Raw genomic sequence first — 23056 nt, 5'->3', positions numbered from 1 at the left:
TGCAGATAACATAGTATTTGCAATAACCAAACACATTTAAATATGAACGACAAATTGAAATTTCTATTTTTTGGTTTATTGGTTTTAGTATGGAACCATTCCTTTGCACAAAGTGAATACTATCGTGTAAATGGAAAAAATCCTATCGATAAATCTCAATATTCTAAACTCAAAGAGGTTTATTTAAAAAGGGGTGAAATTGAAGAGATTTTATTGAAAACTGAGACAAAAAAGGATTCAATAGTTAAGTATGTTAAAATTGGTAACATAGGTAAAACACCAGATGGTAAGGATCCTTATGCCGAAACTAGGAAGTTTATTGGAAGAAAATTTCCAATAGCAAAATTGAAAAATAAAAATTCGAAGGCACTTTCTGAAAAAATTATATTAGGCAAACCGACATTAATAAATTTTTGGTTTACTAAATGTCCTCCTTGTATCAGTGAAATCCCAAGTTTACAGAAACTTAAAGAAAAGTTCGGCGACCGGGTAAATTTTATAAGTGTAACTTTTGAAAATCAAAAATCAATTGATGATTTTGTAAAGAAATATAAATACGATTATAAACATATTCCCAACTCTAAAAATCAAATAGATGAACTAGGAATTGAGGCATACCCTACCAATATAATTTTAGATAAGAATGGAATAATAAAGATTGTACGTGGTGAAATATCCGAGTATAATATTAAAGACATTGAGACAACTCTAAATATATTACTCTGAAATTTCTTCAGATAACATAGTATTTAGTTTCGCTGAATCTTCGATTTGCAAAAGGCGGAGTTCAGGGGATGATAGAAAGTTTAGTAGTTTTTCATCGAAAATGCTTTTCATTCCTACAATTTTGTTTAGTTTCATTGAAATCGAAGATTCGGCGAAGCCAAAAAGCATCTGTTTCGGTTGGACTGAATTGAACTTTAGGTTCATTTCTGTTCCGCTCTTTCGAAAATACTCGGACCGTTACCTGCAAGTATGAAAAAAATCTGTTTAATATTAATAATTTTGGTTTTAAATCAAACTTTAGGTTTTGCACAAACAAAATCCGAAATAGACTTATTATTGAACGGAATTGCGAAAACGGGGGATTCAAAAAAAATTAGAAAAACAGAACAAGCCAAAAAAATAATTTTTTACGGAGAAAAATCTTTACCAATTCTTGCTGATTTTTTCACTAACTCAACTCTGACTAATGTGAAATCGGAATGTCAGAAACGGAATTTAACAAAAGGAGAAATAGCAATTATCATAGCTGACCAAATTAAAAAAATGCCATACGCACTTCTGACTGGAGTTCAAAACTGTCTCTTAGCGTTTTGTGAAAACAATCCAAATGGGGTAGAATATTACTTTGGTTGGATAAAAAATGACGGAATAGAAAGATTTAAAGAAAAATATACAGATTGGCTGACGAGTTATGACAGAAAATCAAAAAATGGAAGGTAAAAAGAAAAAAACAAAATACCAGCAGGTAACAAGGTATTGCCGAAAGCGGGTTGAAGTTGTTTCCTATCAAATTTCCCCCAATACGAAGTAAAGGTGTAAACAATAGAAAGATACTGGTTAGAAAGTTAATAGCTCTAAATATGGAGCTTGGTTGAATATTTTTATCACAATGAAGGCTAAATGAGTCAATTATATTAAAAGCTGATAAGCCTAACACCACAATAATAATTGATATTATTGGGATATCATTAAAGAATAATTTATGCACAACTAACAGTAAAACCGAACAGAGAAACGGTACAATCCGAACATGTACGGTAGTTAAGCTATAGATACGGATATAAAAATCAAGAATTTCCATTCCCCAAATAATAAAAAAAGAGAGAATTAGATTTTAATGAAATGATAAAATAAAACGGGAATTGACTTGCATTTAATACACTGGTAGTTTTTTGAAAAGTGGAAATGGGATTGAACCTTAAAATTAGTTTAGCCTTAACAAATATCTTTTGATACTACTAAGTAAGCGGTTTTTGTCATTCGTCTTGTTCTATTTTTTCATATTCTGGTATTTGTGGATCTCTGCCACGCTCCCAACCTGTTATAAAAATGTATGTAATACCGATTAGAAAAAATAAGATAATAAAGATTATAATTGATAATTTTTCTGTTTTTGTTAATCTTGAACTTCTCAGCACCAAAAAAATCAAAAATAATATAAGTATTAAAGAAGGAATTAAAATGCCCATATAATTGAGTTTTTTATTATAGCTAATAATATCTCATAATCGTAGCAAAGTCATTTTCATTACGGCTAAATTATAAAAATAAATTAAAACTCCATTGGTTTATTTGGAGCATTTGCTATTATCAACGATTATTTGAAAAGGAACTAAATTTTAATAAAGAAATTAGTTTTAAATCAGATAAATTAGATAAATTTGCCGTCATATAAAAAAACAACTAATAATGAGTCTTTTTAACGATACCAAAGTCGCTTTTGCAGATAAAACAACAGAACAGCTAGAGAAAGCAAAGTGGATGTTTACTATGATTAAGTTTCCACAATTGACTAATATGGGGATAAACCTTCTTAACTTTAGTATTAAAAATAATTTCCCTTTTGTGGAGGGGATTGTTGAAAAAACACTATTCCAGCAGTTTTGTGGTGGCGTTACTAGAGAGCAAAGTCAGAAGGTGGTTAATGAGATGTATCAGCGTCATATAGGCAGCATCTTTGATTATGCCATAGAAGGTAAAGAAGAAGAACAAGTCTTTGACCATACTTGTGAAGAAATAAAACAAAATATTCTATACGCTGCGGGTAATCCAGCCATTCCTTTTGTAGTTTTTAAACCAACAGGATTTGGGAGGTTAGATCTATATGCAGAAGTTCAGGCGAAAAAAGAGCTAACAAGTTCAGAAAAAGAAGAGTGGAGCAGGGTAGTGAAACGCTACGAAGAAGTTTGTCAGTTAGCATACGACAAAGGTGTGATAGTAATGGTAGATGCCGAAGAGTCTTGGATACAAACAGCCGTAGATGATTTGGTAAACGAAATGAAATCTCGTTATAATAAGGAGAGAGCCATCGTATGGAATACCATTCAGATGTATAGAACAGGAAGATTGGAGTACCTAGCCGAAGACTTAGAAAGAGCCAAATCTAAAGGTTACTACTTAGGTTATAAGTTTGTGAGAGGGGCTTATATGGAGAAAGAAAGAGAAAGAGCAGAAAAAATGGGCTATCCATCACCTATCCAGCCAACAAAACAGGCATCTGATGACAATTATAATGCAGGGATAGATTTTGTAATGGCTAATTTAGATAAGGTTTCGGCGTTCTTTGGGACTCATAATGAGAAATCTACGGAGCTGGTGATGGATAGAATGAAAGAAAAAGGTCTGCCGAATGATTTCCAACAAATCCATTTTGGACAACTTTATGGAATGAGTGATAACATCACTTACTACCTAGGAAACAAAAAATACAATGCGTGTAAATATCTGCCTTATGGTCCAGTGAAAGATGTAGTGCCATACCTTACAAGAAGAGCCCAAGAGAATACTTCTGTGGCGGGGCAAACAGGTAGAGAGCTATCTCTAATAGAAAGAGAACTTAAAAGAAGAAAAACAGAAAGATAAAATCTATCTAAGATATACAAAAAAGCCAAAGTAAAGCCTTTTACTTTGGCTTTTTTATTTTAGGGCAGGATTATTAGGCCAAAGTTGCACTTGTGTCAAAAAAAGTTTTGTTTCTTTTGGATATTCAAAACCTAAGGTCTATATTTGTGCTGTATTTGTACCTTAACATCATCGGAAATGTTATCAAGAAAGGCGGAGGGACTAGACCCTATGAAGCCTTAGCAACCCTTTCATCAAGAAAGAAGGTGCTACATTCTACCTATTTTGGGATAGATAACTAAAAGATTTCTACTTTATCTTTTTGAGCTTTCTTTTTAACATTTCAATGATTTTTTAAACTTTATTGAAATGGAAACTAACATATTTAATCAGCTCGATGCCTTGCTCCAAAAGAGGATACTTATTTTGGACGGTGCTATGGGCACTATGATACAGCAGTATAATTTTACCGAAGAAGATTATCGTGGCGAACGCTTTAAAGATTGGGAGCACCCTGTTAAAGGGAATAACGACTTGCTATCCCTCACACAGCCACAAGCCATAGAAGAGATACACCGCCTGTATTTGGACGCAGGGGCAGACATTATAGAAACCAACACCTTTTCTAGTACCACCATTGCAATGGCAGACTACGCAATGGAGTCTTTGGTGGAAGAACTCAACTATGAATCAGCTAGAATTGCTAAAAAACTTTGTGAAGTTTACACCGAAAACAATCCTGATAAACCTCGTTTTGTGGCAGGAGCAATGGGACCTACTAACAGAACGGCATCATTGTCTCCAGATGTTAATGACCCTGGGTATAGGGCAATTACCTTTGAAGATTTAAGAAAAGCCTATAAGCAACAGGCAAAAGCATTGCTAGAAGGTGGAGCTGATATTTTACTCGTTGAAACTATCTTTGATACGCTTAACGCCAAAGCCGCTTTGTTTGCCATTGATGAGTTGGCAGAGGAGAGGAATACCAAAATCCCTATTATGGTCTCAGGTACAATTACCGATGCGTCTGGGAGAACCCTTAGCGGACAAACAGCGGAGGCTTTTCTCATTTCGGTTTCTCATTTAGACTTGCTGAGTGTGGGGCTTAATTGTGCTTTGGGAGCTAAGCAGCTTACGCCTTATTTACAGGCTTTGTCAGAACATTCCAACTTTTACATTTCGGTATATCCTAACGCGGGGTTGCCCAATGCTTTTGGAGCGTACGATGAAACGGCAGAACAAACGGCAGAGCAAGTTAAAGAGTATTTAGATAAACGGTTAGCCAATATCATTGGGGGCTGTTGTGGTACAACGCCAGAGCATATCCGTGCCATTGCCGAATTGGTAAAACATTATGAACCTAGAAAACTTAATCTCGTATGAAAGGAAATCATCATCAGTTAGAACTTCCTGCGAGACCACTTAAATTGTCAGGATTAGAGCCGCTTATCATCACTCCCGAATCTAACTTTGTGAATGTTGGGGAAAGAACCAATGTTGCAGGGTCTAAACGATTTTTAAGGCTGGTAAAAGAAGGTAACTATTCCGAAGCATTAGATATTGCAAGGCATCAGGTAGAAGGTGGAGCTCAGATTTTAGATGTCAATATGGATGATGGGCTTATTGACGGTAAGGAAGCTATGGTAAAGTTCTTAAACCTCATTGCTTCCGAGCCTGATATTGCTCGTATTCCGATTATGATAGACTCTTCCAAGTGGGAGATTTTAGAGGCTGGGTTACAGGTCGTACAGGGTAAAGCGGTGGTCAATTCCATTAGTCTTAAAGGTGGCGAAGAAGAATTCATCAATCAAGCTAAAAAAATAAAAAGATACGGTGCGGCGGTTATTGTTATGGCTTTTGATGAAGTGGGACAAGCCGATACTTACGATAGAAGGATAGAAATTGCAGAGCGGTCTTATCGTCTTTTGGTAGATAAAGTCAATTTTGCTCCAGAGGATATTATCTTTGACCTTAATATATTTCCTGTAGCTACAGGAATGGAGGAACACAGACGAAATGCCATAGATTTTATTGAAGCGACGAGATGGGTAAGACAGAATTTACCGTACGCTTCGGTAAGTGGAGGCGTGAGTAATGTTTCGTTTTCTTTTAGAGGTAATGATACCGTGAGGGAAGCTATGCACTCGGTGTTTTTATACCACGCCATACAAGCAGGAATGAATATGGGAATTGTAAACCCTACTATGCTAGAGGTGTATGATGAAATTCCTAAAGAACTTCTGACCCTAGTAGAAGATGTTATATTGGACCGAAAAGATGATGCCACAGAACGCCTACTAGAATATTCAGAGACGCATAAATCTACCAAAAAGGAAAAGGTAGAAGATTTGTCGTGGAGAGAACAATCTTTACAAGAACGAATTACCTACTCACTGGTAAAGGGTATCGACCGCTTCGTAGAGGAAGATATGGACGCCGCACTTAAAGTGAGTGAAAAGCCTTTAGATATTATAGAAAATAACCTTATGACGGGTATGGGTGTAGTGGGTGATTTATTCGGGAGTGGGAAAATGTTTCTGCCTCAAGTGGTAAAATCAGCTAGAGTGATGAAAAAAGCCGTGGCTTACCTTCAGCCTTTTATAGAGCGTGAAAAAGATGCTACACGACCGTCCAATGGTAAAATTTTAATGGCAACCGTAAAGGGAGATGTGCATGATATTGGTAAAAATATTGTGAGTGTAGTATTGGGGTGCAACAATTATGATATTATAGATTTGGGCGTAATGGTACCTGCTGAAAAGATAATCCAAACAGCGATAGACGAAAAGGTAGATGTTATAGGGCTTAGTGGACTGATTACTCCGAGTTTGGACGAGATGGTACACATTGCCTCTGAATTAGAAAGGCAAAATCTAGAATTTCCTTTAATGATAGGAGGGGCTACTACTTCAAAAGCTCATACAGCGGTTAAAATTGCCCCTCAGTATCGCAATACGGTAGTTCATGTTAATGATGCGTCTAGAGCGGTAAATGTGGTAAGTTCTCTACTTAATAAAGAGAAATCCAATGCTTATGCTCTTAATTTGAGAGAGGAGTATGATGAGTTTAGAGAGAAATTTCTTGGGAGAAAAATAGAGAAGGAATATGTCTCAATAGAAGAAGCTAGACAAGAACGCTTTAAAATTGATTGGGAGAAAGAAACTATTTCTCAGCCTAATAGTTTAGGAATAAAGGTGATTGAAAATCAAGATTTGGAAGCATTGTTGCCTTATATAGATTGGTCGCCGTTTTTTAGGAGTTGGGATTTACACGGTAAATATCCACATATTTTAGAAGATGAGGTCGTTGGGGCTCAAGCTCAAGAATTGTATCATGATGCTCAAAAAATGCTCAAAAAAATCTTGAAAGAAAAAACACTTACAGCGAAAGCCGTTTTTGGGATTTTCCCTGCTCAATCTAATAATAAAGACGATATTATCATCAACAAAAATAAGGAAAAAATAGCCTTTAGAACATTAAGGCAACAGCTTAAAAAATCCAAAGGAAAGCCTTACTATGCTTTGTCGGATTTTATTGCTCCAGAAACATCGGGTAAGCAAGATTATTTGGGGTTGTTTTGTGTAACGGCTGGCTTTGGTACGGAAGAATTGGCTAAAGCCTACGAAGCTCAAAATGACGACTATAACGCCATTATGGTAAAGGCTCTTGCGGATAGATTTGCAGAGGCTTTTGCAGAATATCTGCACCGTGAGGTAAGATTAAAATATTGGGGATATGCCCAAGATGAAAGTTTAGATAACGAGGCGCTTATTGCCGAAAAATATAGGGGGATTCGTCCAGCTCCAGGGTATCCTGCGTGTCCAGACCATTTGGAAAAAGAAACCATTTGGGAAGTACTCAAAGTGGAGGAAGAAATAGGGGTTTACCTCACCGAAAGTTTAGCGATGTTTCCTACGGCATCGGTGTCGGGGTATTACTTTGGAAGTTCTCACGCCAAATATTTTGGAGTGGGCAGAATTACAGAAGACCAATTAGAAGATTACGCTAATAGAAAAAACATCAGTATAGAAAAAGCAAGAAAATGGCTTGCTCCTAATTTATCAGAGTAGTTTAGTTTTTGTGTAAAATATTAAAATTTGATTATGAAAGTAACAGAACATATAAAAAAATCAGAAGGTAAAACTCTATTTTCGTTTGAGATATTACCTCCATTAAAAGGTCAGAATATACAATGTATTTTTGATGCCATAGACCCTCTTATTGAGTTTAATCCTAGCTTTATAGATGTTACCTACCATAGAGAAGAGTATGAGTATGTAGAGGTAAGAGATGGCTTGTTAGAAAAAAGAGTGGTAAGAAAACGCCCTGGTACAGTGGGGATTTGTGCTGCGGTACAGAATAAGTATAAGGTAGATGCCATTCCGCATATCCTTTGTGGGGGCTTTAATAGAGAGGATACTGAGAATTTTTTAATTGATTTAGATTTTTTGGGGATAGATAATGTGGTGGCATTGAGGGGAGATGCAGTAAAGTCCGAAATTTATTTTAAACCGGAGAAAAATGGTCATACTTATGCTTCAGATTTGGTAAAGCAGATACAGGATATGAATAAAGGAATTTACTTAGATACTAGTTTGGAGAAAGCGGCTCCTACCAATTTTTCTGTCGGTGTGGCAGGATATCCAGAAAAACATATGGAAGCCGCTAGTTTTTCTCAAGACATCGGTCATCTCAAGAAAAAAGTGGAGGCAGGTGCGGATTATATCGTGACCCAAATGTTTTTTGATAATCAAAAATACTTTGATTTTGTAGATAGATGTCGTTCTGAAGGGATAGAAGTCCCAATTATACCAGGACTTAAGCCTATTGCTACTAAAGCTCAGTTGAGTCTTATTCCGCATAGATTTAAGGTAGATTTGCCAGATGATTTGGTGACAGCTATTACTAAAGCCAATAACAATAATGAAGCTAAAGAAATCGGTGTAGAATGGTGCATAGAGCAAAGTAAGGATTTAATGAAAAACGGAGTGCCTATTCTCCATTATTACTCTATGGGCAGAAGCGAAAGTGTGAGAAAAATAGCAGAAGCTATATTTTAAAATTGATATTGGTTCAGGCTATCTTACGATAGCCTGAACGTTTTTATTAGTCAATTTCTTTTGAAATCAATAGGCTTACAGCATTTCCTCCAAATCCAACGGCATTTACTAGTATATTATTGATTTTATTTTCCTTGGTTATATTTTGTTTTTCAATAAAAGGAACTTCAATGAGTTGCTGGTGTTCTAACATTAGCAAAGCCAATTCTAAACTCAAAATTCCAGAAGCTCCAAAGGTATGCCCTATTTTCCATTTATTAGTGGTAAAGAAAGGAATGTTATGATGAGCAAAAACATCTTCTATGGCAAATCTTTCGGAGGTATCACCTTTAATAGTTCCAGGAGAATGCATCACGATGGCATCTACTTTAGACTTGTCAATATTTCGAGTTGCCATTTCCATCGTCATTCTAAGACATTCAGCCCTTTCGGAAATAGAAATGTTATGGGTTAAAGGCTCCGAAGCAACGCCTATCCCTGTAATATAAGCAAATGGTGGTCTTTCGCTTGTGAGTTTACCAATTGCCATAGCACCAGCACCTTCGCCTAAGACCATCGTATTTTCTGTTTTAGAAATATCTCCAGCAAGGCAAGGATAATTTTTGTCTAGGCGATGAGAGTAGATTTTAAGGGCTTTCATTTGAGCGATACTAAACGGCGTTAAAGAAGCCTCGGCACCACCCACCAGAAACTGATTGGTAAATCCTGCTTTTATCCATGCAATACCGTTGACCACAGAATGCAAAGCCGTGGAGCAAGTAATGGAATGAGAAAAGTCTGGACCTGTAATGCCTAAATCCTGAAGCACCCAAGTTGAGATATTACCCAAAGTGGTAAGTGGAGAGGTTAGGGTAGGAGTTTTTCCTGTTTCTAAAAAGGTTCGGTAGAATTTTTCAAAACTTTCAGTAGCACCTCTGGAGGAGCCTAAATTTACCCCAATATTATCGTTAGTATCCCATTGGGCTTCTCTAAAAGCCATTCTTGAAGCAAGTATGCCGTACAGTACAGAAGGGTCTAGCTTTTTGTAAGAAGGGTGTTCCTCTTTTAAAGCATTCAGATGAGGTATTACGCTATCATGCAGTTTTCCCATTAAGGTAGTCTCTCCGTTGGAAAGTTCTTTTTTTAAGTAGGTTTTGTTATCACAATAGGCACTCCAAATATCTGTTTTGTTCATGCCTAGAGCAGATACACTGCCAAATCCGTAAATACCAATAGCCTCGTCTAGCTTCATCTGTCTAAATCTGTGTTAAGAAAGAGCAAAGATAAAAATATGAGATGGACTGAATCTACTTTTTAGTGATATTTTTGTACTTTAGCCCCAGAATTATTCCCTTTAAAATGAATATTCCCAAAAGATTGTTAGATAAAATTTCCGAACGAAAAGAAAAAAATGCGTGGCGAGTGTTAACGGAATACACAGGCGAATATGTAGATTTTTTTTCTAATGATTATCTAGGTTTTTCTAAAGAAGCTTTGCTAGAAGATGATAAAATCGCTTCGTATCCAAAGACATTAGGAGGTTCTACAGGGTCTAGACTATTGTCTGGCAATTTGTCTATTTTTAGAGAGGTAGAAGAGATTATCAAAGGCTTTCATCAGTCGGAAGCAGCTCTTATTTTCAATTCGGGATATAATGCTAATTTAGGCGTGCTTAGTGCTTTACCTCAAAGGAATGATTGGGTGTTATATGATGAACTTTCTCACGCTTCTATACGAGATGGCATTCGGTTGTCTTACGCACAATCTAAAAAGTTTAAACATAATGATTTAGAAAACTTAGAACATTTGCTTAAAACCAAAAAAGAAACATTGGTTACAGGAGAGATTTACATCGTTACAGAATCTGTTTTCTCTATGGACGGCGATGCTCCTGATATTGAAGCCCTGCTTAATCTTGCTCAACGCTATGGAGCTTATGTTATTATAGACGAGGCTCACGCTTTGGGTGTTTTTGGGGAGTATGGGAGCGGACTGAGCCAAGTATGGTGTCAGCATTCGGCTTTGCTTTGTAGGGTGGTTACTTTTGGTAAAGGTCTAGGGTGTCACGGTGCGGCGGTGCTTTGTTCAGAATTGTTGAGGGAATATCTTATCAACTTTGCGAGGAGTTTTATTTATACTACGGCTTTGGACAGGCATTCGGTGCTCTCTATTTTAAAGGGATATAAAGCACTTAAAACTCAAACCCATCAAAGAGAAAAATTACTCGCGAATATTGCTTTTTTCAAAAGCGAGGTAGAACGCTTAGAGCTTAGTAATTATTTTATTCCTAGTGAGGCTCCTATACAAGGTATGCTGGTACAGGGCAATAGCCAAGCTAAACTATTATCTAGAACTTTAGAAGAAAACGGCTACATTGCCAAAGCAATACTCTCGCCTACCGTTCCCGAGGGCAAAGAACGATTGAGATTTTGCATACACGCTTACAATAAGCCTTCGGAGATAACGAGAGTTTTAGAAATTGCCCATGATTTTATCATTTCTAATTTAAAGAAATAAACTTATGAAACTATTTGTTACAGGCATAGGTACAGAGGTTGGCAAAACTATGATTTCTGCCATATTGGTAGAGGCTTTGGGAGCTGATTATTGGAAACCTATACAAGCAGGAGATTTAGACTTTTCAGATACAGATAAAGTGAGAAGTTTGGTTACTCGTACAGATGTGTCGTTTCACCCAAATGCTTTTGCTCTTAATACACCTGCCAGTCCGCATTATTCGGCAGAATTAGATGGCGTGTCTATCCAACTTGAATCTATGCTAGAACCTCATACCGATAACGATTTGGTGATAGAAGGTGCAGGTGGTGTGATGGTTCCCATCAATAATCAGGATACTTTTTTAGATTTTATTAAGGAAGATTATAAAGTGGTTTTAGTTTCTAGAAATTATTTAGGAAGTATCAATCATACTTTAATGACTTACGAAGTGCTTAAAAATAAAGGTGTTGATTTTTTAGGTATTGTATTTAATGGAGAAACTAATCCTTCTACGGAACAGATTATCATCTCTAAAACTCAACTAGAAGTAATAGGTAGGGTAGCGGAAGAACCAATATGGAATAAAGAAACAGTGCGAAAATACGCTTCTGTGTTTAATACTAATTTTTTCAAAAAATGGATTGGAGCGAAAAGGATTTAGAATACAATTGGCACCCTTACACACAACATAAAGGGCTAAAAGAACTCCCTGTGATTGTGAAGGGCAAAGGCGAGTTTTTATGGGATACCAATGGTAAACGCTATATAGACGGCATTGCCAGTTGGTGGGTTAATCCGTTTGGACATAGTAATTCTGTTTTGGCGGAAGCGATTTATAACCAGCTTAATACTTTAGAACATGTGTTGTTTGGTGGTTTTACGCATACCAAAGCAATTGAACTTTCGGAGCGGTTACTAGGTTTATTGCCTTCTAATCAAAAAAAGGTATTTTACTCGGATAATGGTTCTACGGCGGTGGAAATAGCCATCAAGGCAGCCCTCCAATTTTTTTATAATAAAGGTTTAAAAAAAACAAAGATTATCGCTTTTGAAAATGCTTTTCACGGAGATACCTTTGGAGCGATGGCGGCTAGTGGGATTTCATTTTTTACTGAAGCCTTTAAAAACTCCCTTATAGAAGTGGAAAGGATACCTGTGCCTACCAAAGGAAACGAGGAAAGATGCATTAAACAATTTGAAACTTTGGTAAAAACAGATGGGTTTGCGTGTTTTATTTTTGAACCATTAGTGCTTGGTGCGGCAGGAATGCAAATGTACGATGCAGAGCCTCTCAACCAATTGATTACTATTGCTAAACAAAACCAAGTGTTTACCATAGCCGATGAGGTTATGACGGGTTTTGGTAAAACAGGCAAAACTTTTGCTAGTGAATATCTTTCTCAGCAACCAGATATGATATGCCTTTCCAAAGCTCTAACGGGGGGAACTATACCTATGGCGGTTACTAGCTTTTCGGAGGCGGTGTTTCAAGGGTTTTATGATGATGATGTTAATAAAGCCTTATTTCATGGGCATACTTTCACGGCTAATCCTACGGGCTGTGCGGCGGCTTTAGCAACGATAAATCTCTTGCTTACAGACGAAATGCAAGGGCATATTAAACGGGTTCATCAGTCTCACCTTAAATTTTTGAAACAATTAGAAGGAAAAAAAGTGGCTAATGCTAGAGTACTAGGTGTTATTTTAGCATTTGAGTTAGAGGTAGATGGTGAGCACGATTATTATGGAGATTTAAGAAATAGACTATATCAGTTTTTTATAGAGCAAGGGGTAATTCTTCGTCCAGTAGGTAATACAATTTATGTGTTACCGCCCTATACTATTTCTGATGAAAGTCTCAATATCATTTACCAAAAAATATTGGAGGGTGTAGATAAATTTGGAGAGATTTCTTAAGTAAATTTATTTAATGAAATTCGATTAAAACGACAAGCCATAGAAGACAATGATAAAAACTTCAATCGGATGAAATAGTGTTAATTCTTTGAAACTTCTTTTTGTGAGATTGAATAATAGTTTAAATATCTCGATTTGATAATGTTTTATTTTTGTTGTATTTACTGTGAATTAATGTGTTTTTAAATTGTAATTTATGAAGAATAAGAAAAAAAGGGCTTATCAGTCTTCGGATTTGGTTAAAATTTTTGCGAAGAAATTTGGGTTTGAAGAGAAGCTATTAGCTTTCCAAATCAAAGATTTTTTAGAAGATTATTTGGACGATGAACTTTTTGAAGAAATAGGAGATGTTAATCTTTTGGACAAAACTTTAACCATAAAAGTAAAATCCCCATTGCTAAAAAATGATTTTAGAATGAGGAAAACTTTTTTTATTCAAAAATTTAAAGAAGTAGCAGGTGAAAATGTAGTAGAGGAGGTCTATTTTGTTTAGTTTTTCCCCTCTTTTTCTAGTTCTACTACCATTTTTTCAGCATTGGTATTTACACCAGAAGGTAATGGAATGAAAAATTTAGCTGGATTTTTAACAAAGGTGTTAAAAATTTCTCTGTAGATTAACCCTACTTCTCCAAATTTAACCTTTCTAGAACGGAACGCTAACGACATTGATAGCCCAAAACTTACGATAAAGTTGAAAAATCCGATTAGAAATACTGTAATGAAACTAATCCAAAAAGTTCCCATATCAATATCGAACCCTTTTCCGTATATGGCTAAAGCGAGGTTGCCAGCGGCAAAGGTAATGTGCCTAATATCCAAATCTAATCCTAAAAAGTTACCAATAGGAGCTGTGGCACCTAAGAATACTCCGAACCAAAAGTTAGAAACAACACCCGCCCAGTTTTTAGAATAAAATGCAGAAATGCTTCGGGCAGCCTTTGCTCCAAAGGCTTTGTTAAGGTAAGGATTTTTAATTATTCGTTGAGGAATTTGGTAAAACCTAGAGTTGTTGCTGATATTTCCAGATATAATCCCTGAAATAAATAAAAATACCCCAGCTATACTAGCGTGTAGTATAGCCTTGGATTCTACAGGGTTTAAGTCCCTCAAAAGTTTATTAGCTTTATCTGCTGCCAGGTTTTGTTGGAAGATAATATCCAATCCATAGATAATAAGTAGAGCTACTGGGAAGGCAAGCAATACATTGCCTACAAATGCAATAAATTGCGTTCTGAATAATTTTGATACTAAATCTGCAAAATCAGTGTAGTTTTTAGAAGTGTTTTTATCTTCGGATAATACTTTCGCCATAGTAGCTGCTGTCATAGCAGGTTGTTTAGTCGCCAAAGTGTAGTGCAAGAGATAGATGAGTACAAAGCCCATAGCATAGTTGAACGAGTACAAAAATGCGTGGGTAAATTCACTACCATTACTGTAGCTATAAAGCATCTTGAGTACACATAAAAATCCTACGATGATACCACCTCCGGCCGCTTTTTTAAACATATCCATATACTGCTTATAATTGAAAGCGATATAATGAGTCCCTGCTTGTGCGGTATGGGTAGTAATGAGGTGAGAAAGTTGTAAGGTGCTATCCGCAAATAGTTCGCTGAAATTGTTTCTGTGAGATTTGTACCTAAGAATATTTTCTACCAAAGTTTTAGATTGTTCAAGATGAGCGGTCTTATCCTCTGTAACCAGTAGCGGTAATATTTCAGAAATTCTTACCAGCTGTTGTCTAATTTTCATTAAAGACTGGTTGGTCTTGCTAGATAGCCCGTATTTAGAGGTGTTTTTAAATGCTATTTTAATGAAATCTAAACATTGGTTAAGGTAAACTTTAGCTTGTTTATAATGTTCGTTTTTAGTAGAAATTTTAACTTCTGAAGTTTCTTGAAATAACTCTAGTAGGCGGTCAATTTCATTTTGTAGGGCAATAAAAGGGTTGTCAAAATTTTTATATTCTGGAGCCATTTTAAGTACTTCTACATCTAGGGCATTTCCTATGGCTCTCCAGGCTAAAATGTTGATGGATAAAAATAAATCTTCTTGAACGACCTTTTGTGCAAAAAGACTCTCAAACCCCATAATTTGTAGAAAAGTATTTTTTTCTTCTTTGGAGAGGTTAAGCAGAAAATCAAAATTGGTTTTAGAGCTAAGTAATATTTTTTCTATAACGAAAGAAACTGTGTCTTCATCTTCTACTGCTGGGAGTACTTTCGCAATTACTCTCTTTTTAAACTCTGCAAAGAAAGAATTTTCGGATAAAATATTAGCCTCTGTAAGAGCCAGAACCATTCGTTTTCCTCGGAAAATATTTTTTAGATAATGAGCAAAATTATTCTTTAAATCTTCATTTTGGGTGAGTATATCTAATAAATGGCTGAAGCCTTCCTTTTTAGTAGCTTCGAATATTTCAGACAAAGGTTCTAGTGCAGAGGTTTCGTTCTGAAATTTAAAATATTTTGTAATGAGAGATTCTAGTGATTCTATAGGACGATTACTAAATATATTCATAAAAACTATTTTAAAGAGATAAAGTTCATTTGTCTCATAATCCACTTATGCTTTCTGTTGAGATAAGGTGTGGGGTTTTTAGGGTCATACTTCTTTGGGTTAGGCAATACGGCAGCTATCCAAGCGGCTTCGCTTTTGGTGAGGTCTTTAGCTGGTTTGTTAAAATAGTATTGCGATGCCGCTTCTACCCCAAAAACGCCCTGTCCCATTTCTATAGAGTTAAGGTATCTTTCTAGAATAATATCTTTAGACCAAATCTTTTCAATAATAAAGGTATAGACAGCCTCTAGCCCTTTTCTTATCCAACTTCTGCCATTCCATAAGAAGATGTTTTTGGCAGTTTGTTGAGAAATGGTGCTGCCTCCTTGTATGCTTTTGCCTTTTTCGTTGTGTTTCATAGCCCTTTCAATAGCTTTAAAATCAAAGCCGTTGTGGGTGTAAAAATTTTGGTCTTCGGAGGCTATAACGGCTTTTTTTACATTGTTGCCCATTTCAGAAAATGCAATATAATCTCTATCTAGTTTGTGGTATTTTATCAATCCTTCTACCTGTGTAATGGTAATGATGGGATTGAAAAACCGCCCACTAATTAGCATTAGTATATTTATCAGTACAACTAAAAACAGTATTTTCTTAATGAATTTAAACATAATTGATTTCCAAAAAGTAAAAAATTTCTCACAAAAATAAGGTATAATTTTTAAATACTGCCCCGTCGTGCATTTTAAAAATGGTTTTGTTTTAATGTTATTGACTTTACTACTAAAAGACGGATAGTCGCAACCAGAAACAGTATCTTATCACTAAAAAATAGATAGTCGCGATATTGCCCCTTTTCTTATTCTAAGACAAATAGGGTAATTTCTGGATTGATGCCCACTCTTCCAGAAAATCCTAATACTCCAAAACCTCTGTTTACATAGAGATATTTCCCATTGCTTTCGTAGAGGTCTGCCCATTTAGGATAGCGGTATTTTACGGGAGACCACTTGATGTTTTTTAAATCAATTCCGAACTGCATTCCGTGGGTGTGTCCAGAAAGTGTGAGCTGTATATCTTTGGGGTGATGTTTTACTATGTGGTCAAAGTGGGTAGGGTCGTGGCTCATAAGTATTTTAGTGGCTTCTTCGGGAATGCCTTTAGTCGCTAAGTCTAAATCTCCGAGTTGAGGAAAAGGCAATTCTCCCCAGTTTTCCACGCCGATGAGGTACAGAGAAGCCCCATTTTTATTGATGGTATGGTGTTCATTTCTTAACATTTTGAAACCAGCTTTGTGTTGTAGTTCTATGAGTTTGGGGATATTTTGGGCTTTTTCTTCTTTGGAGTTCCATTGTCCATAATCTCCGTAGTCGTGGTTTCCGAGTACAGAATATTTACCGTCTTTGGCTTTAATTTTAGAAAATAAATCAACGAAAGGTAAAAATTCTTCTGCATAATTATTCACCATATCTCCTGTAAATAGAACCAAATCTGGATTTTGAGAATTGATGAGTTCAATGGCTTTTTGCAATTTTTCGGGCTGACTAAAACTACCACTATGGACATCAGAAATTTGAATGATTTTGTAACCTTTAAATTCTTTCGGTAGATTTTTTAGTTTTAGTCTTACTTGTCTTAAAGTATGGCGGTATTTTCCGAAAATAATCCCGTCAATCACAGAGGCTGAAAACAAAGCTGCTGCACCCATACCGATTAAGGTAATGAAGTTTCTTCTTTCTGGATAGAAAGCGGATTTGGACAAAATGCGTTTAGTCCCAAATTGTAGAACTCTTATAATATCATCAAATAAAATAAAAGCGAGTAGGAGTAGCTTTGGAAGTATAAAAATCATAAGAATACTAGAGATAATAAACACTTTTTTATTATTTCTAGCGGAAGCATCAAAGGTTAGTATTTCAAAAAGTAGCCAACCATATAATGAAATAGTGATAAGCCAGTAGGTGATTTTAAACCAAGGGCTAGAGTAAAGTGTTCTAATGGCATTATAAATGTAAAACTCTAGTAAGAAAAAAATAACAATAAAAGGAACTATGTTTTTTAGCATAATGTTTAGTTTTAATAAGGCAATTTGTAATTAACGATTATCTATTTTTTAGTAAAAACGACTGTTTCTGATTGCGACACTCTATTTTTTAGTGATAAATTATCATTTCCGAACTGCGACGCTCTATTTTTTAGTAAAAATGACTGTTTCCGATTGCGACACTCTATTTTTTAGTAATAAATTATCATTTCCGAACTGCGATGCTCTATTTTTTAGTAATAAATGACTGTTTCCGATTGCGACGCTCTATTTTTTAGTAATAAATGACTGTTTCCGATTGCGATTATCCATTTTTTAGTAATAAACGACTGTAGCCATTAGTAAACATTTAAAGTCAAACTATTTTTAAATGTACAGAGAGTAAAAAAGCACTCTTTTAATATTGTGAGTGCTTTGTATTATTCGGTTATGAGTTATTATTATTCAAATTTAAGTACAAACATAAAACTTCTCCCTTGGGTAGAGGTAAGTGCAGATGTCCAGTAAGGTAGAGTGTTGGCATTATCTCTCACGAGTTCGTTGCCCATAGTGAAAGTGCCTCTAAAGGCTGGCGTAAGTTTAAATTTACTGAAATAAAATTGTATGCCTACCTCTCCAGAATAACCAAAATTGTGGGTGGTACTACGGAAGGTGCCATTGGCATTATCATCTTCGCTACTAGAATTGGATTGTAAATTCACCAGCCAATTAACACCAGCCGCTACATAAGGTCTAGAGTTAAACCATCTGTCGGCGTGTATTTCTAGCAGAAGCGGAATGTCTATTGTAGTTGCCTTAATTTTTCTCACTTTATCTTCTTCGGTAAGTTTTTTTGGAGTGAATGGCGCTTTGGCATCAGTAGCGTAAATATCATTAACTTGGGTATCAAAATACAAATCTCGTTCTATAAATTGCATTCCAGGTTCTAGCCTCAAATCTAGATTTTTGTTGATTCTCATTCTCCCTATCAATCCTGCACCAAAGCTATAAGTAGGCTTGGAGGAAACCAAATTTTTATTTCCTCTAGTGCCGTATTTAGGGTCTAGTACCATTTTGTAATCGTTTTGGCTACCGTTAAGGAAAAATCCGTAGCTGAACTTTTTATCATCAATACCTTCCATTCTGTCCATTCTATCCTTTATTCTAAACTGTGCAGAAGCGACGGCAGTAACACTAATGAGGATTAAAAAAAGTGTTTTTTTCATAAAATAATGTCTTATTGTAAGATATTAAACAGAGAATATGGTTTTTTATTTTGTTGCTTTGTAAATAGTCGCAATACCTAAACTTTGTTTTTTGTATTCTACCTTTCTAAAGCCTACATTTAGCAAGATTTCTTTCATTTTCTCACCATAAGGGAAGGCATTTACAGAATCGGGTAAATAGGTGTATGCACGGCTATCTTTGGAGATAAGTTTGCCTATTCTAGGGAGAATGTTTTTAAAATAAAACATATAGAAAGGAGCCAAGAAGCCTTCTACCTTAGAAAACTCAAGAATGTAGATGCTAGAACCTTCTTTTACCACTCTTCGGAATTCGGACAACCCTTTCTCTAAATTTTCAAAGTTTCTAACGCCAAAGGCAGAAGTTACAGAATCGAACTTATTGTCTTCAAAAGGCAGATTTTCGGCATCGCCCTTCATCATTTTTATTTTGTTAGAGAGGTTTAGTTTCTTAACTTTCTCTATTCCGATGTTCAACATTTGTTGAGATAAGTCTAGACCTACAATTTCGGCTTTAGTCCCTTTTTCCATAGCGATGGCGAGGTCTCCTGTGCCAGTGGCAATGTCTAATATTAGTTTAGGTTGGTCTTTTTTAAGCCAGTTGACGAGGTTTTTTCTCCAAATTAAATCTACTTTTAAAGAGAGAGCTCTATTTAGAAAATCGTACTGTGGAGCTATATTGTCAAACATAGCTTCTATTTCTTTTTTCTTTCCTGCGTCTGTATTATAGGGAGTAACTTGTGTTTTCAATTTTAATGTTTTTTAAAATTTATAATATTCGTTATAATAATTTAGAAAATCTTGTTTTCTGAATAGCTTGGTTCTCGACTCTACTTTCTGTATGTTTTTTACCACAGCATCGTAATCTTCGTTTACATTATAATAGAAATCTTCTATGTATAGTTTGTTGTAATGGGTTACATCGCCTAGATAATCTTTACCGTCTATTACGGTTTTTCCGTGAGATAGTAAAAGAGAATCTTTATTAGGAATATAACCGTAAAATTGCCTATTAACATAGTAGTCTTGATGAGCGATATTAAGTAAGCCTCTTATTTTATTCACTTGAAATGCAGAGTCGTAAATGATTTTTTTGTTGCTATCAAAAACCTGAATATTGTTTTTGCCTTTAGACAAGTCCACCTGCACCGATTGTCCTGCACTTATAATTTGCTCCTCTCCATTATTTAATTTAAAATAATAAGTGTTAGGCGTTGGGTTATCTACCAAATAGTAATTTTTCTTAGCCAAGAAAAAGAAGTAGATAGCAAAAGCTAAAATAACAGCCATAAAGGCGAAAATAAATCCTTTTACAGGTGCGGATAACTTCATAGGTTCAAAAATTTACAGCCACAAAGGTAACATAAAACCACGATTTGAGCAATTTTACTCGTAAAACATAAAACTTTCTCCAAAGTTAAAGTGTTTATCATTATAATTATTAAATTTGCAGTCTAATTTATCCAAAATACTTATGCCAAATACAGTCATTATAGGTTCAGGAAGTTGTGTACCAAGCAATATAATTAAAGGGTCAGATTTTTTAGATTCTATTTTTTTTGATGATAATAAAGAACTAATAGATAAGCCTACACAAGAGGTAATTGATAAGTTTGTGGAAATTACAGAAATAGAAGAACGTCGCTATTGTAATCCAAACGAGTATAATTCTGACTTAGGACTAAAGGCTTCTCTAGAGGCTTTAGAAGACGCAGGTATAGATAAAGAAGAACTAGACTATATTATTTATGCAAGTAATTTTGGTGAGGTAAGTAATAGTGGAGTATCGGATTTTATGCCTAATATGTCTGCAAGGCTAAAGAATAAATTAGGGATTAAAAATCTTAGTTGTATCAATTATGATATGATATTTGGTTGCCCAGGTTGGGTAGAGGGTATGATTTTGGCGGATAGTCTTATTAAGGCAGGGAGAGCTAAATATATTTTGGTTGTAGGCGGGGATACTCTAAGTAAAGTAACCGACCCTTACGATAGAAATAAAATGATTTTTGCAGATGGGGCTGGAGCGGTGGTTGTAAAGGCTGACGAAAGCAAGGATAAAGGTATTATTGCGGATAGTACATTGTGTTTTAATGGGGAAGAACTGAGTTATTTAGAAAACTCGTCTTCGCTTAATCCAGCGGAGCCTCAAGATAAAAATTATATCAGAATGCGTGGGAGAAAAATTTATGAGTTTGCGCTTAAATATGTCCCAGATGCTATAAAATCTACAATAGATAAAGCAGGCTTAAGCATTCAGGATATTGATAAAATTTTAATTCATCAGGCTAATGCTAAGATGGATCACGCTATTATTTCTCGTTTGCATCGCCTTTACGGAATGAAAACTTACGATGAGGCGATAGCACCAATGACGATTCAAAAATTTGGTAATTCTTCGGTAGCTACTGTGCCTACGATGTACAATCTTATTAAGAAAGGGCAGCTAGGCAATCATCAATTTAAACAAGGAGGATATGTAGTATTTGCTTCTGTAGGAGCAGGAATGAATATCAATGCAATTCTTTATAAAATGGACTAATCTTCTATTATTATGAAACTGATTATCAAACTTCTTATTGTAGCGGCAAGTGCTTTTGTACTTCAGAGTGTATTGTCAGGGGTGCATATTGCTTCATTTGGCACTGCGGTGATATTTGCTATTATTTTGGGTCTATTAGACATCACAATAAAACCTATCTTGAAAATTTTAGGCTTTCCATTAACTATCATTACTTTGGGCTTATTTTCGCTAGTCATTAACGCTTGTATTATACTTTTGGCAGAATATCTAGTAGATGGCGTTACGATTGATAGTTTTTGGTGGGCATTAGGGTTTAGTATTGCTTTGTCTGTGGTTACTTCTATACTTAGCAGTTTGTTTTTGAGTAAGAAATAATATTTTTACCTCGTGTAGAATAATATAGTTTCTAGTAGGGCATCTGTACATACAGGGCAGAAATTTTCTGGAGTGTTGGACTTCATTCTGCAATCTTGCACTGGGCTGTAGATACCTTTTGGAGTGTAACCACCGCCTTCAAATACTCCAATACTATTCTTATATAACTCCGTTCTAGGTGTCGGTATAGGTATGTTTTTATTAACCTTATGCTTCCATTTTTTACCAAAATCCACTAGAGTAGTAAGGTTAGGTTCCCACGGCTCTACTTTTAGATTATATAAATCGGTAGTTCCACCAGAATTGTTGTAATATTCATCTCCGAGACCAGCAAAACCGTGTCCAAATTCGTGCACAAATACTTTTTCGGATAGGTAGTTATCCGCTGATACTAAGTTAATCACATTATAAAAACCACCGCCACCATATCTTGGTGTATTTACGATAACAAAAATTTGGTCATAAGGTACATTGGCAGCTATATCCGAAATTTTAAAAGAAGATAAAGCGGTAAGATAGCGAGGCTCTCCGAAGGTATAGAAATGAGAGTTTAAAATGGTGTTTTTATAAATATTTTCTCCAGAAATATCCGTTCCAGACTCTTGGGAGGGCGACTCTACAATATATACATTAAAGTGATTTTTATTTGATTTAAAAGGCTCTACGCTCATCATATAATCAATAAAACGTTGGGCATCTTTTTTAAATTTAGGCATTTCTTCGGTGGTGTAGCCTTCTGCTAAAATAGCAATATCTACCGCATTTTGTGGAGGTTTATGACCGTAAATTTTAGTTGAAGGATAGAAAGAAGGTGTTTCTTTGATGATATCAAACTGATTAGGATTGATGGCTTCTGTAAGAAGATTGGAAAATGAACCATCTCTTTCCCTAGACTGTACTTCAAGAATAATGTTGTGTTTAGGAAAAGGTACTGTAAAGGTGTTTTCAAATGACTTGTATTTGTTTTTAGCTTCTTCGGTGGCTTGCCATTCACTGAATATGGGGCTGAAGCCTTTAGAGAAAATCATTTTTTTGGAAAGTTCATCTTTTATCACAATTCTATAATTACCCAAATCAGGAAAAATAAGCTGTGCTGAAGTCCCACCTCCGTAGTAAGGTTCTTTTTTTAGTTGATGTATTGTAGCTGTTTTGTGGGCGTGGTTACCTGTGAGTAACAAATCTATGCGGAGGCTTCCACTAGTGAAATACTCTTCAAAATTAAGAGTTTGTGCCATACTCATCTGCGATAAGATAAGCATTGCTATAATGAGTAGATGGTGTTTGGTTTTCATAAGAGTAGAATATGATTTGCACAAAGTAAAGAAAAAATATTCAAATAACTTTAAAAAACAGAGGTCTTATTTTTTAA

General features: G+C 35.5%; 21 protein-coding genes and 1 riboswitch. Of the genes, 12 read left to right on the top strand and 9 right to left on the bottom strand.

From position 1 onward, the window contains the following. Positions 1 to 42: 42 nt before the first annotated feature. Both D1003_RS09105 and D1003_RS09100 read left to right on the top strand, forming a co-directional pair. Positions 43 to 726, top strand: a complete 684-nt coding sequence (locus tag D1003_RS09105) for a TlpA disulfide reductase family protein (protein ID WP_153936614.1) — start codon at positions 43 to 45, stop codon at positions 724 to 726. Positions 727 to 975: 249 nt separating this feature from the next. Beyond that, entirely contained in the window at positions 976 to 1446 is a 471-nt protein-coding gene (locus D1003_RS09100; RefSeq protein ID WP_153936612.1) for a hypothetical protein, read from the top strand. Positions 1447 to 1982: 536 nt separating this feature from the next. On the opposite strand, the gene D1003_RS09095 is transcribed toward D1003_RS09100, so the two are convergent. After that, positions 1983 to 2195, bottom strand: coding sequence for a hypothetical protein (locus tag D1003_RS09095; protein WP_153936611.1), 213 nt, complete (start codon positions 2193 to 2195; stop codon positions 1983 to 1985). A 220-nt stretch (positions 2196 to 2415) separates the two neighbouring features. Between D1003_RS09095 and D1003_RS09090 the strand changes: the two genes are divergently transcribed. The 4 genes from D1003_RS09090 (at position 2416) to metF (ending at position 8627) form a co-directional block, all read left to right on the top strand. Further along, positions 2416 to 3588: a proline dehydrogenase family protein gene (locus D1003_RS09090; protein WP_153936609.1), complete on the top strand. Its 1173-nt coding sequence runs from the start codon at positions 2416 to 2418 to the stop codon at positions 3586 to 3588. Positions 3589 to 3765: 177 nt separating this feature from the next. Next, a riboswitch (SAM riboswitch) is annotated at positions 3766 to 3868 on the top strand. Positions 3869 to 3936: 68 nt separating this feature from the next. Further along, positions 3937 to 4950 carry a homocysteine S-methyltransferase family protein gene (locus D1003_RS09085; RefSeq protein ID WP_153936607.1) on the top strand — a complete coding sequence of 338 codons (1014 nt, stop codon included), beginning with the start codon at positions 3937 to 3939 and terminating at the stop codon, positions 4948 to 4950. Next, complete coding sequence (metH, locus tag D1003_RS09080; RefSeq protein WP_153936605.1) at positions 4947 to 7637, top strand: methionine synthase; 2691 nt, start codon at positions 4947 to 4949, stop codon at positions 7635 to 7637. Before D1003_RS09085 ends, metH begins: the two co-directional genes overlap by 4 nt. A 33-nt stretch (positions 7638 to 7670) precedes the next feature. Continuing rightward, positions 7671 to 8627 (top strand): methylenetetrahydrofolate reductase [NAD(P)H], encoded by a 957-nt coding sequence (metF, locus tag D1003_RS09075; protein WP_153936603.1) that lies wholly within the window; start codon positions 7671 to 7673, stop codon positions 8625 to 8627. Between the two features lie 46 nt (positions 8628 to 8673). On the opposite strand, the gene D1003_RS09070 is transcribed toward metF, so the two are convergent. Beyond that, a complete protein-coding gene (locus tag D1003_RS09070) occupies positions 8674 to 9858 on the bottom strand; it encodes a beta-ketoacyl synthase N-terminal-like domain-containing protein (RefSeq protein WP_153936601.1) in 1185 nt (394 codons plus the stop codon). Positions 9859 to 9965: 107 nt separating this feature from the next. On the opposite strand from D1003_RS09070, the gene D1003_RS09065 reads away from it, so the two are divergent. The 4 genes from D1003_RS09065 to D1003_RS09050 all read left to right on the top strand — a co-directional run bounded on the left by D1003_RS09065 (position 9966) and on the right by D1003_RS09050 (position 13515). After that, a complete protein-coding gene (locus tag D1003_RS09065) occupies positions 9966 to 11123 on the top strand; it encodes an 8-amino-7-oxononanoate synthase (RefSeq protein ID WP_153936599.1) in 1158 nt (385 codons plus the stop codon). A gap of 4 nt (positions 11124 to 11127) precedes the next feature. After that, positions 11128 to 11766: a dethiobiotin synthase gene (gene bioD, locus D1003_RS09060; protein WP_153936598.1), complete on the top strand. Its 639-nt coding sequence runs from the start codon at positions 11128 to 11130 to the stop codon at positions 11764 to 11766. After that, entirely contained in the window at positions 11742 to 13022 is a 1281-nt protein-coding gene (gene bioA / locus D1003_RS09055; protein WP_153936596.1) for an adenosylmethionine--8-amino-7-oxononanoate transaminase, read from the top strand. The genes bioD and bioA overlap by 25 nt, the downstream gene beginning before the upstream one ends. 196 nt (positions 13023 to 13218) lie before the next feature. Then, entirely contained in the window at positions 13219 to 13515 is a 297-nt protein-coding gene (locus D1003_RS09050) for a hypothetical protein (RefSeq protein WP_153936595.1), read from the top strand. Here D1003_RS09050 and D1003_RS09045 read toward each other — a convergent pair. The 6 genes from D1003_RS09045 to D1003_RS09020 form a co-directional block, all read right to left on the bottom strand. Next, positions 13512 to 15542, bottom strand: coding sequence for a recombinase (locus tag D1003_RS09045; protein WP_052911194.1), 2031 nt, complete (start codon positions 15540 to 15542; stop codon positions 13512 to 13514). The two genes, D1003_RS09050 and D1003_RS09045, sit on opposite strands and share 4 nt — an antisense overlap. Before the next feature lie 5 nt (positions 15543 to 15547). Further along, complete coding sequence (gene mtgA, locus D1003_RS09040; protein ID WP_153936593.1) at positions 15548 to 16192, bottom strand: monofunctional biosynthetic peptidoglycan transglycosylase; 645 nt, start codon at positions 16190 to 16192, stop codon at positions 15548 to 15550. A gap of 188 nt (positions 16193 to 16380) precedes the next feature. Beyond that, the gene (locus tag D1003_RS09035; protein ID WP_153936591.1) at positions 16381 to 17586 is read right to left on the bottom strand and encodes a metallophosphoesterase; all 1206 of its coding nucleotides are present in this window, start codon (positions 17584 to 17586) and stop codon (positions 16381 to 16383) included. Positions 17587 to 18005: 419 nt separating this feature from the next. Further along, a complete protein-coding gene (locus tag D1003_RS09030; protein ID WP_153936589.1) occupies positions 18006 to 18770 on the bottom strand; it encodes a porin family protein in 765 nt (254 codons plus the stop codon). A 45-nt stretch (positions 18771 to 18815) separates the two neighbouring features. Then, entirely contained in the window at positions 18816 to 19538 is a 723-nt protein-coding gene (gene ubiE / locus D1003_RS09025; RefSeq protein WP_153936588.1) for a bifunctional demethylmenaquinone methyltransferase/2-methoxy-6-polyprenyl-1,4-benzoquinol methylase UbiE, read from the bottom strand. 12 nt (positions 19539 to 19550) lie between these two features. After that, the gene (locus D1003_RS09020) at positions 19551 to 20120 is read right to left on the bottom strand and encodes a hypothetical protein (RefSeq protein WP_153936587.1); all 570 of its coding nucleotides are present in this window, start codon (positions 20118 to 20120) and stop codon (positions 19551 to 19553) included. A gap of 142 nt (positions 20121 to 20262) precedes the next feature. On the opposite strand from D1003_RS09020, the gene D1003_RS09015 reads away from it, so the two are divergent. Continuing rightward, the gene (locus tag D1003_RS09015; protein WP_153936585.1) at positions 20263 to 21330 is read left to right on the top strand and encodes a 3-oxoacyl-ACP synthase III family protein; all 1068 of its coding nucleotides are present in this window, start codon (positions 20263 to 20265) and stop codon (positions 21328 to 21330) included. 12 nt (positions 21331 to 21342) lie between these two features. Then, complete coding sequence (locus D1003_RS09010) at positions 21343 to 21687, top strand: phage holin family protein (protein WP_153936582.1); 345 nt, start codon at positions 21343 to 21345, stop codon at positions 21685 to 21687. Between the two features lie 5 nt (positions 21688 to 21692). Here D1003_RS09010 and D1003_RS09005 read toward each other — a convergent pair whose 3' ends face one another. Next, complete coding sequence (locus D1003_RS09005) at positions 21693 to 22979, bottom strand: M64 family metallopeptidase (protein ID WP_153936580.1); 1287 nt, start codon at positions 22977 to 22979, stop codon at positions 21693 to 21695. Positions 22980 to 23056 lie beyond the last annotated feature (77 nt).

The sequence above is a fragment of the Riemerella anatipestifer genome (assembly GCF_009663465.1).
In the GTDB taxonomy this organism is placed as follows: domain Bacteria; phylum Bacteroidota; class Bacteroidia; order Flavobacteriales; family Weeksellaceae; genus Riemerella; species Riemerella anatipestifer_C.
Note: the sequence above shows the minus strand (reverse complement) of the source record. Positions and strands in the feature narration are given on the sequence as shown.

Excerpts from the sequence above, each read along its gene's own strand:
- D1003_RS09105 (WP_153936614.1), top strand. The coding sequence starts at position 43 with ATGAACGACAAATTGAAATTTCTATTTTTTGGTTTATTGGTTTTAGTA.
- D1003_RS09100 (WP_153936612.1), top strand. The coding sequence starts at position 976 with ATGAAAAAAATCTGTTTAATATTAATAATTTTGGTTTTAAATCAAACT.
- D1003_RS09095 (WP_153936611.1), bottom strand. The coding sequence starts at position 2,195 with ATGGGCATTTTAATTCCTTCTTTAATACTTATATTATTTTTGATTTTT.
- D1003_RS09090 (WP_153936609.1), top strand. The coding sequence starts at position 2,416 with ATGAGTCTTTTTAACGATACCAAAGTCGCTTTTGCAGATAAAACAACA.
- D1003_RS09085 (WP_153936607.1), top strand. The coding sequence starts at position 3,937 with ATGGAAACTAACATATTTAATCAGCTCGATGCCTTGCTCCAAAAGAGG.
- metH (WP_153936605.1), top strand. The coding sequence starts at position 4,947 with ATGAAAGGAAATCATCATCAGTTAGAACTTCCTGCGAGACCACTTAAA.
- metF (WP_153936603.1), top strand. The coding sequence starts at position 7,671 with ATGAAAGTAACAGAACATATAAAAAAATCAGAAGGTAAAACTCTATTT.
- D1003_RS09070 (WP_153936601.1), bottom strand. The coding sequence starts at position 9,858 with ATGAAGCTAGACGAGGCTATTGGTATTTACGGATTTGGCAGTGTATCT.
- D1003_RS09065 (WP_153936599.1), top strand. The coding sequence starts at position 9,966 with ATGAATATTCCCAAAAGATTGTTAGATAAAATTTCCGAACGAAAAGAA.
- bioD (WP_153936598.1), top strand. The coding sequence starts at position 11,128 with ATGAAACTATTTGTTACAGGCATAGGTACAGAGGTTGGCAAAACTATG.
- bioA (WP_153936596.1), top strand. The coding sequence starts at position 11,742 with ATGGATTGGAGCGAAAAGGATTTAGAATACAATTGGCACCCTTACACA.
- D1003_RS09050 (WP_153936595.1), top strand. The coding sequence starts at position 13,219 with ATGAAGAATAAGAAAAAAAGGGCTTATCAGTCTTCGGATTTGGTTAAA.
- D1003_RS09045 (WP_052911194.1), bottom strand. The coding sequence starts at position 15,542 with ATGAATATATTTAGTAATCGTCCTATAGAATCACTAGAATCTCTCATT.
- mtgA (WP_153936593.1), bottom strand. The coding sequence starts at position 16,192 with ATGTTTAAATTCATTAAGAAAATACTGTTTTTAGTTGTACTGATAAAT.
- D1003_RS09035 (WP_153936591.1), bottom strand. The coding sequence starts at position 17,586 with ATGCTAAAAAACATAGTTCCTTTTATTGTTATTTTTTTCTTACTAGAG.
- D1003_RS09030 (WP_153936589.1), bottom strand. The coding sequence starts at position 18,770 with ATGAAAAAAACACTTTTTTTAATCCTCATTAGTGTTACTGCCGTCGCT.
- D1003_RS09020 (WP_153936587.1), bottom strand. The coding sequence starts at position 20,120 with ATGAAGTTATCCGCACCTGTAAAAGGATTTATTTTCGCCTTTATGGCT.
- D1003_RS09015 (WP_153936585.1), top strand. The coding sequence starts at position 20,263 with ATGCCAAATACAGTCATTATAGGTTCAGGAAGTTGTGTACCAAGCAAT.
- D1003_RS09010 (WP_153936582.1), top strand. The coding sequence starts at position 21,343 with ATGAAACTGATTATCAAACTTCTTATTGTAGCGGCAAGTGCTTTTGTA.
- D1003_RS09005 (WP_153936580.1), bottom strand. The coding sequence starts at position 22,979 with ATGAAAACCAAACACCATCTACTCATTATAGCAATGCTTATCTTATCG.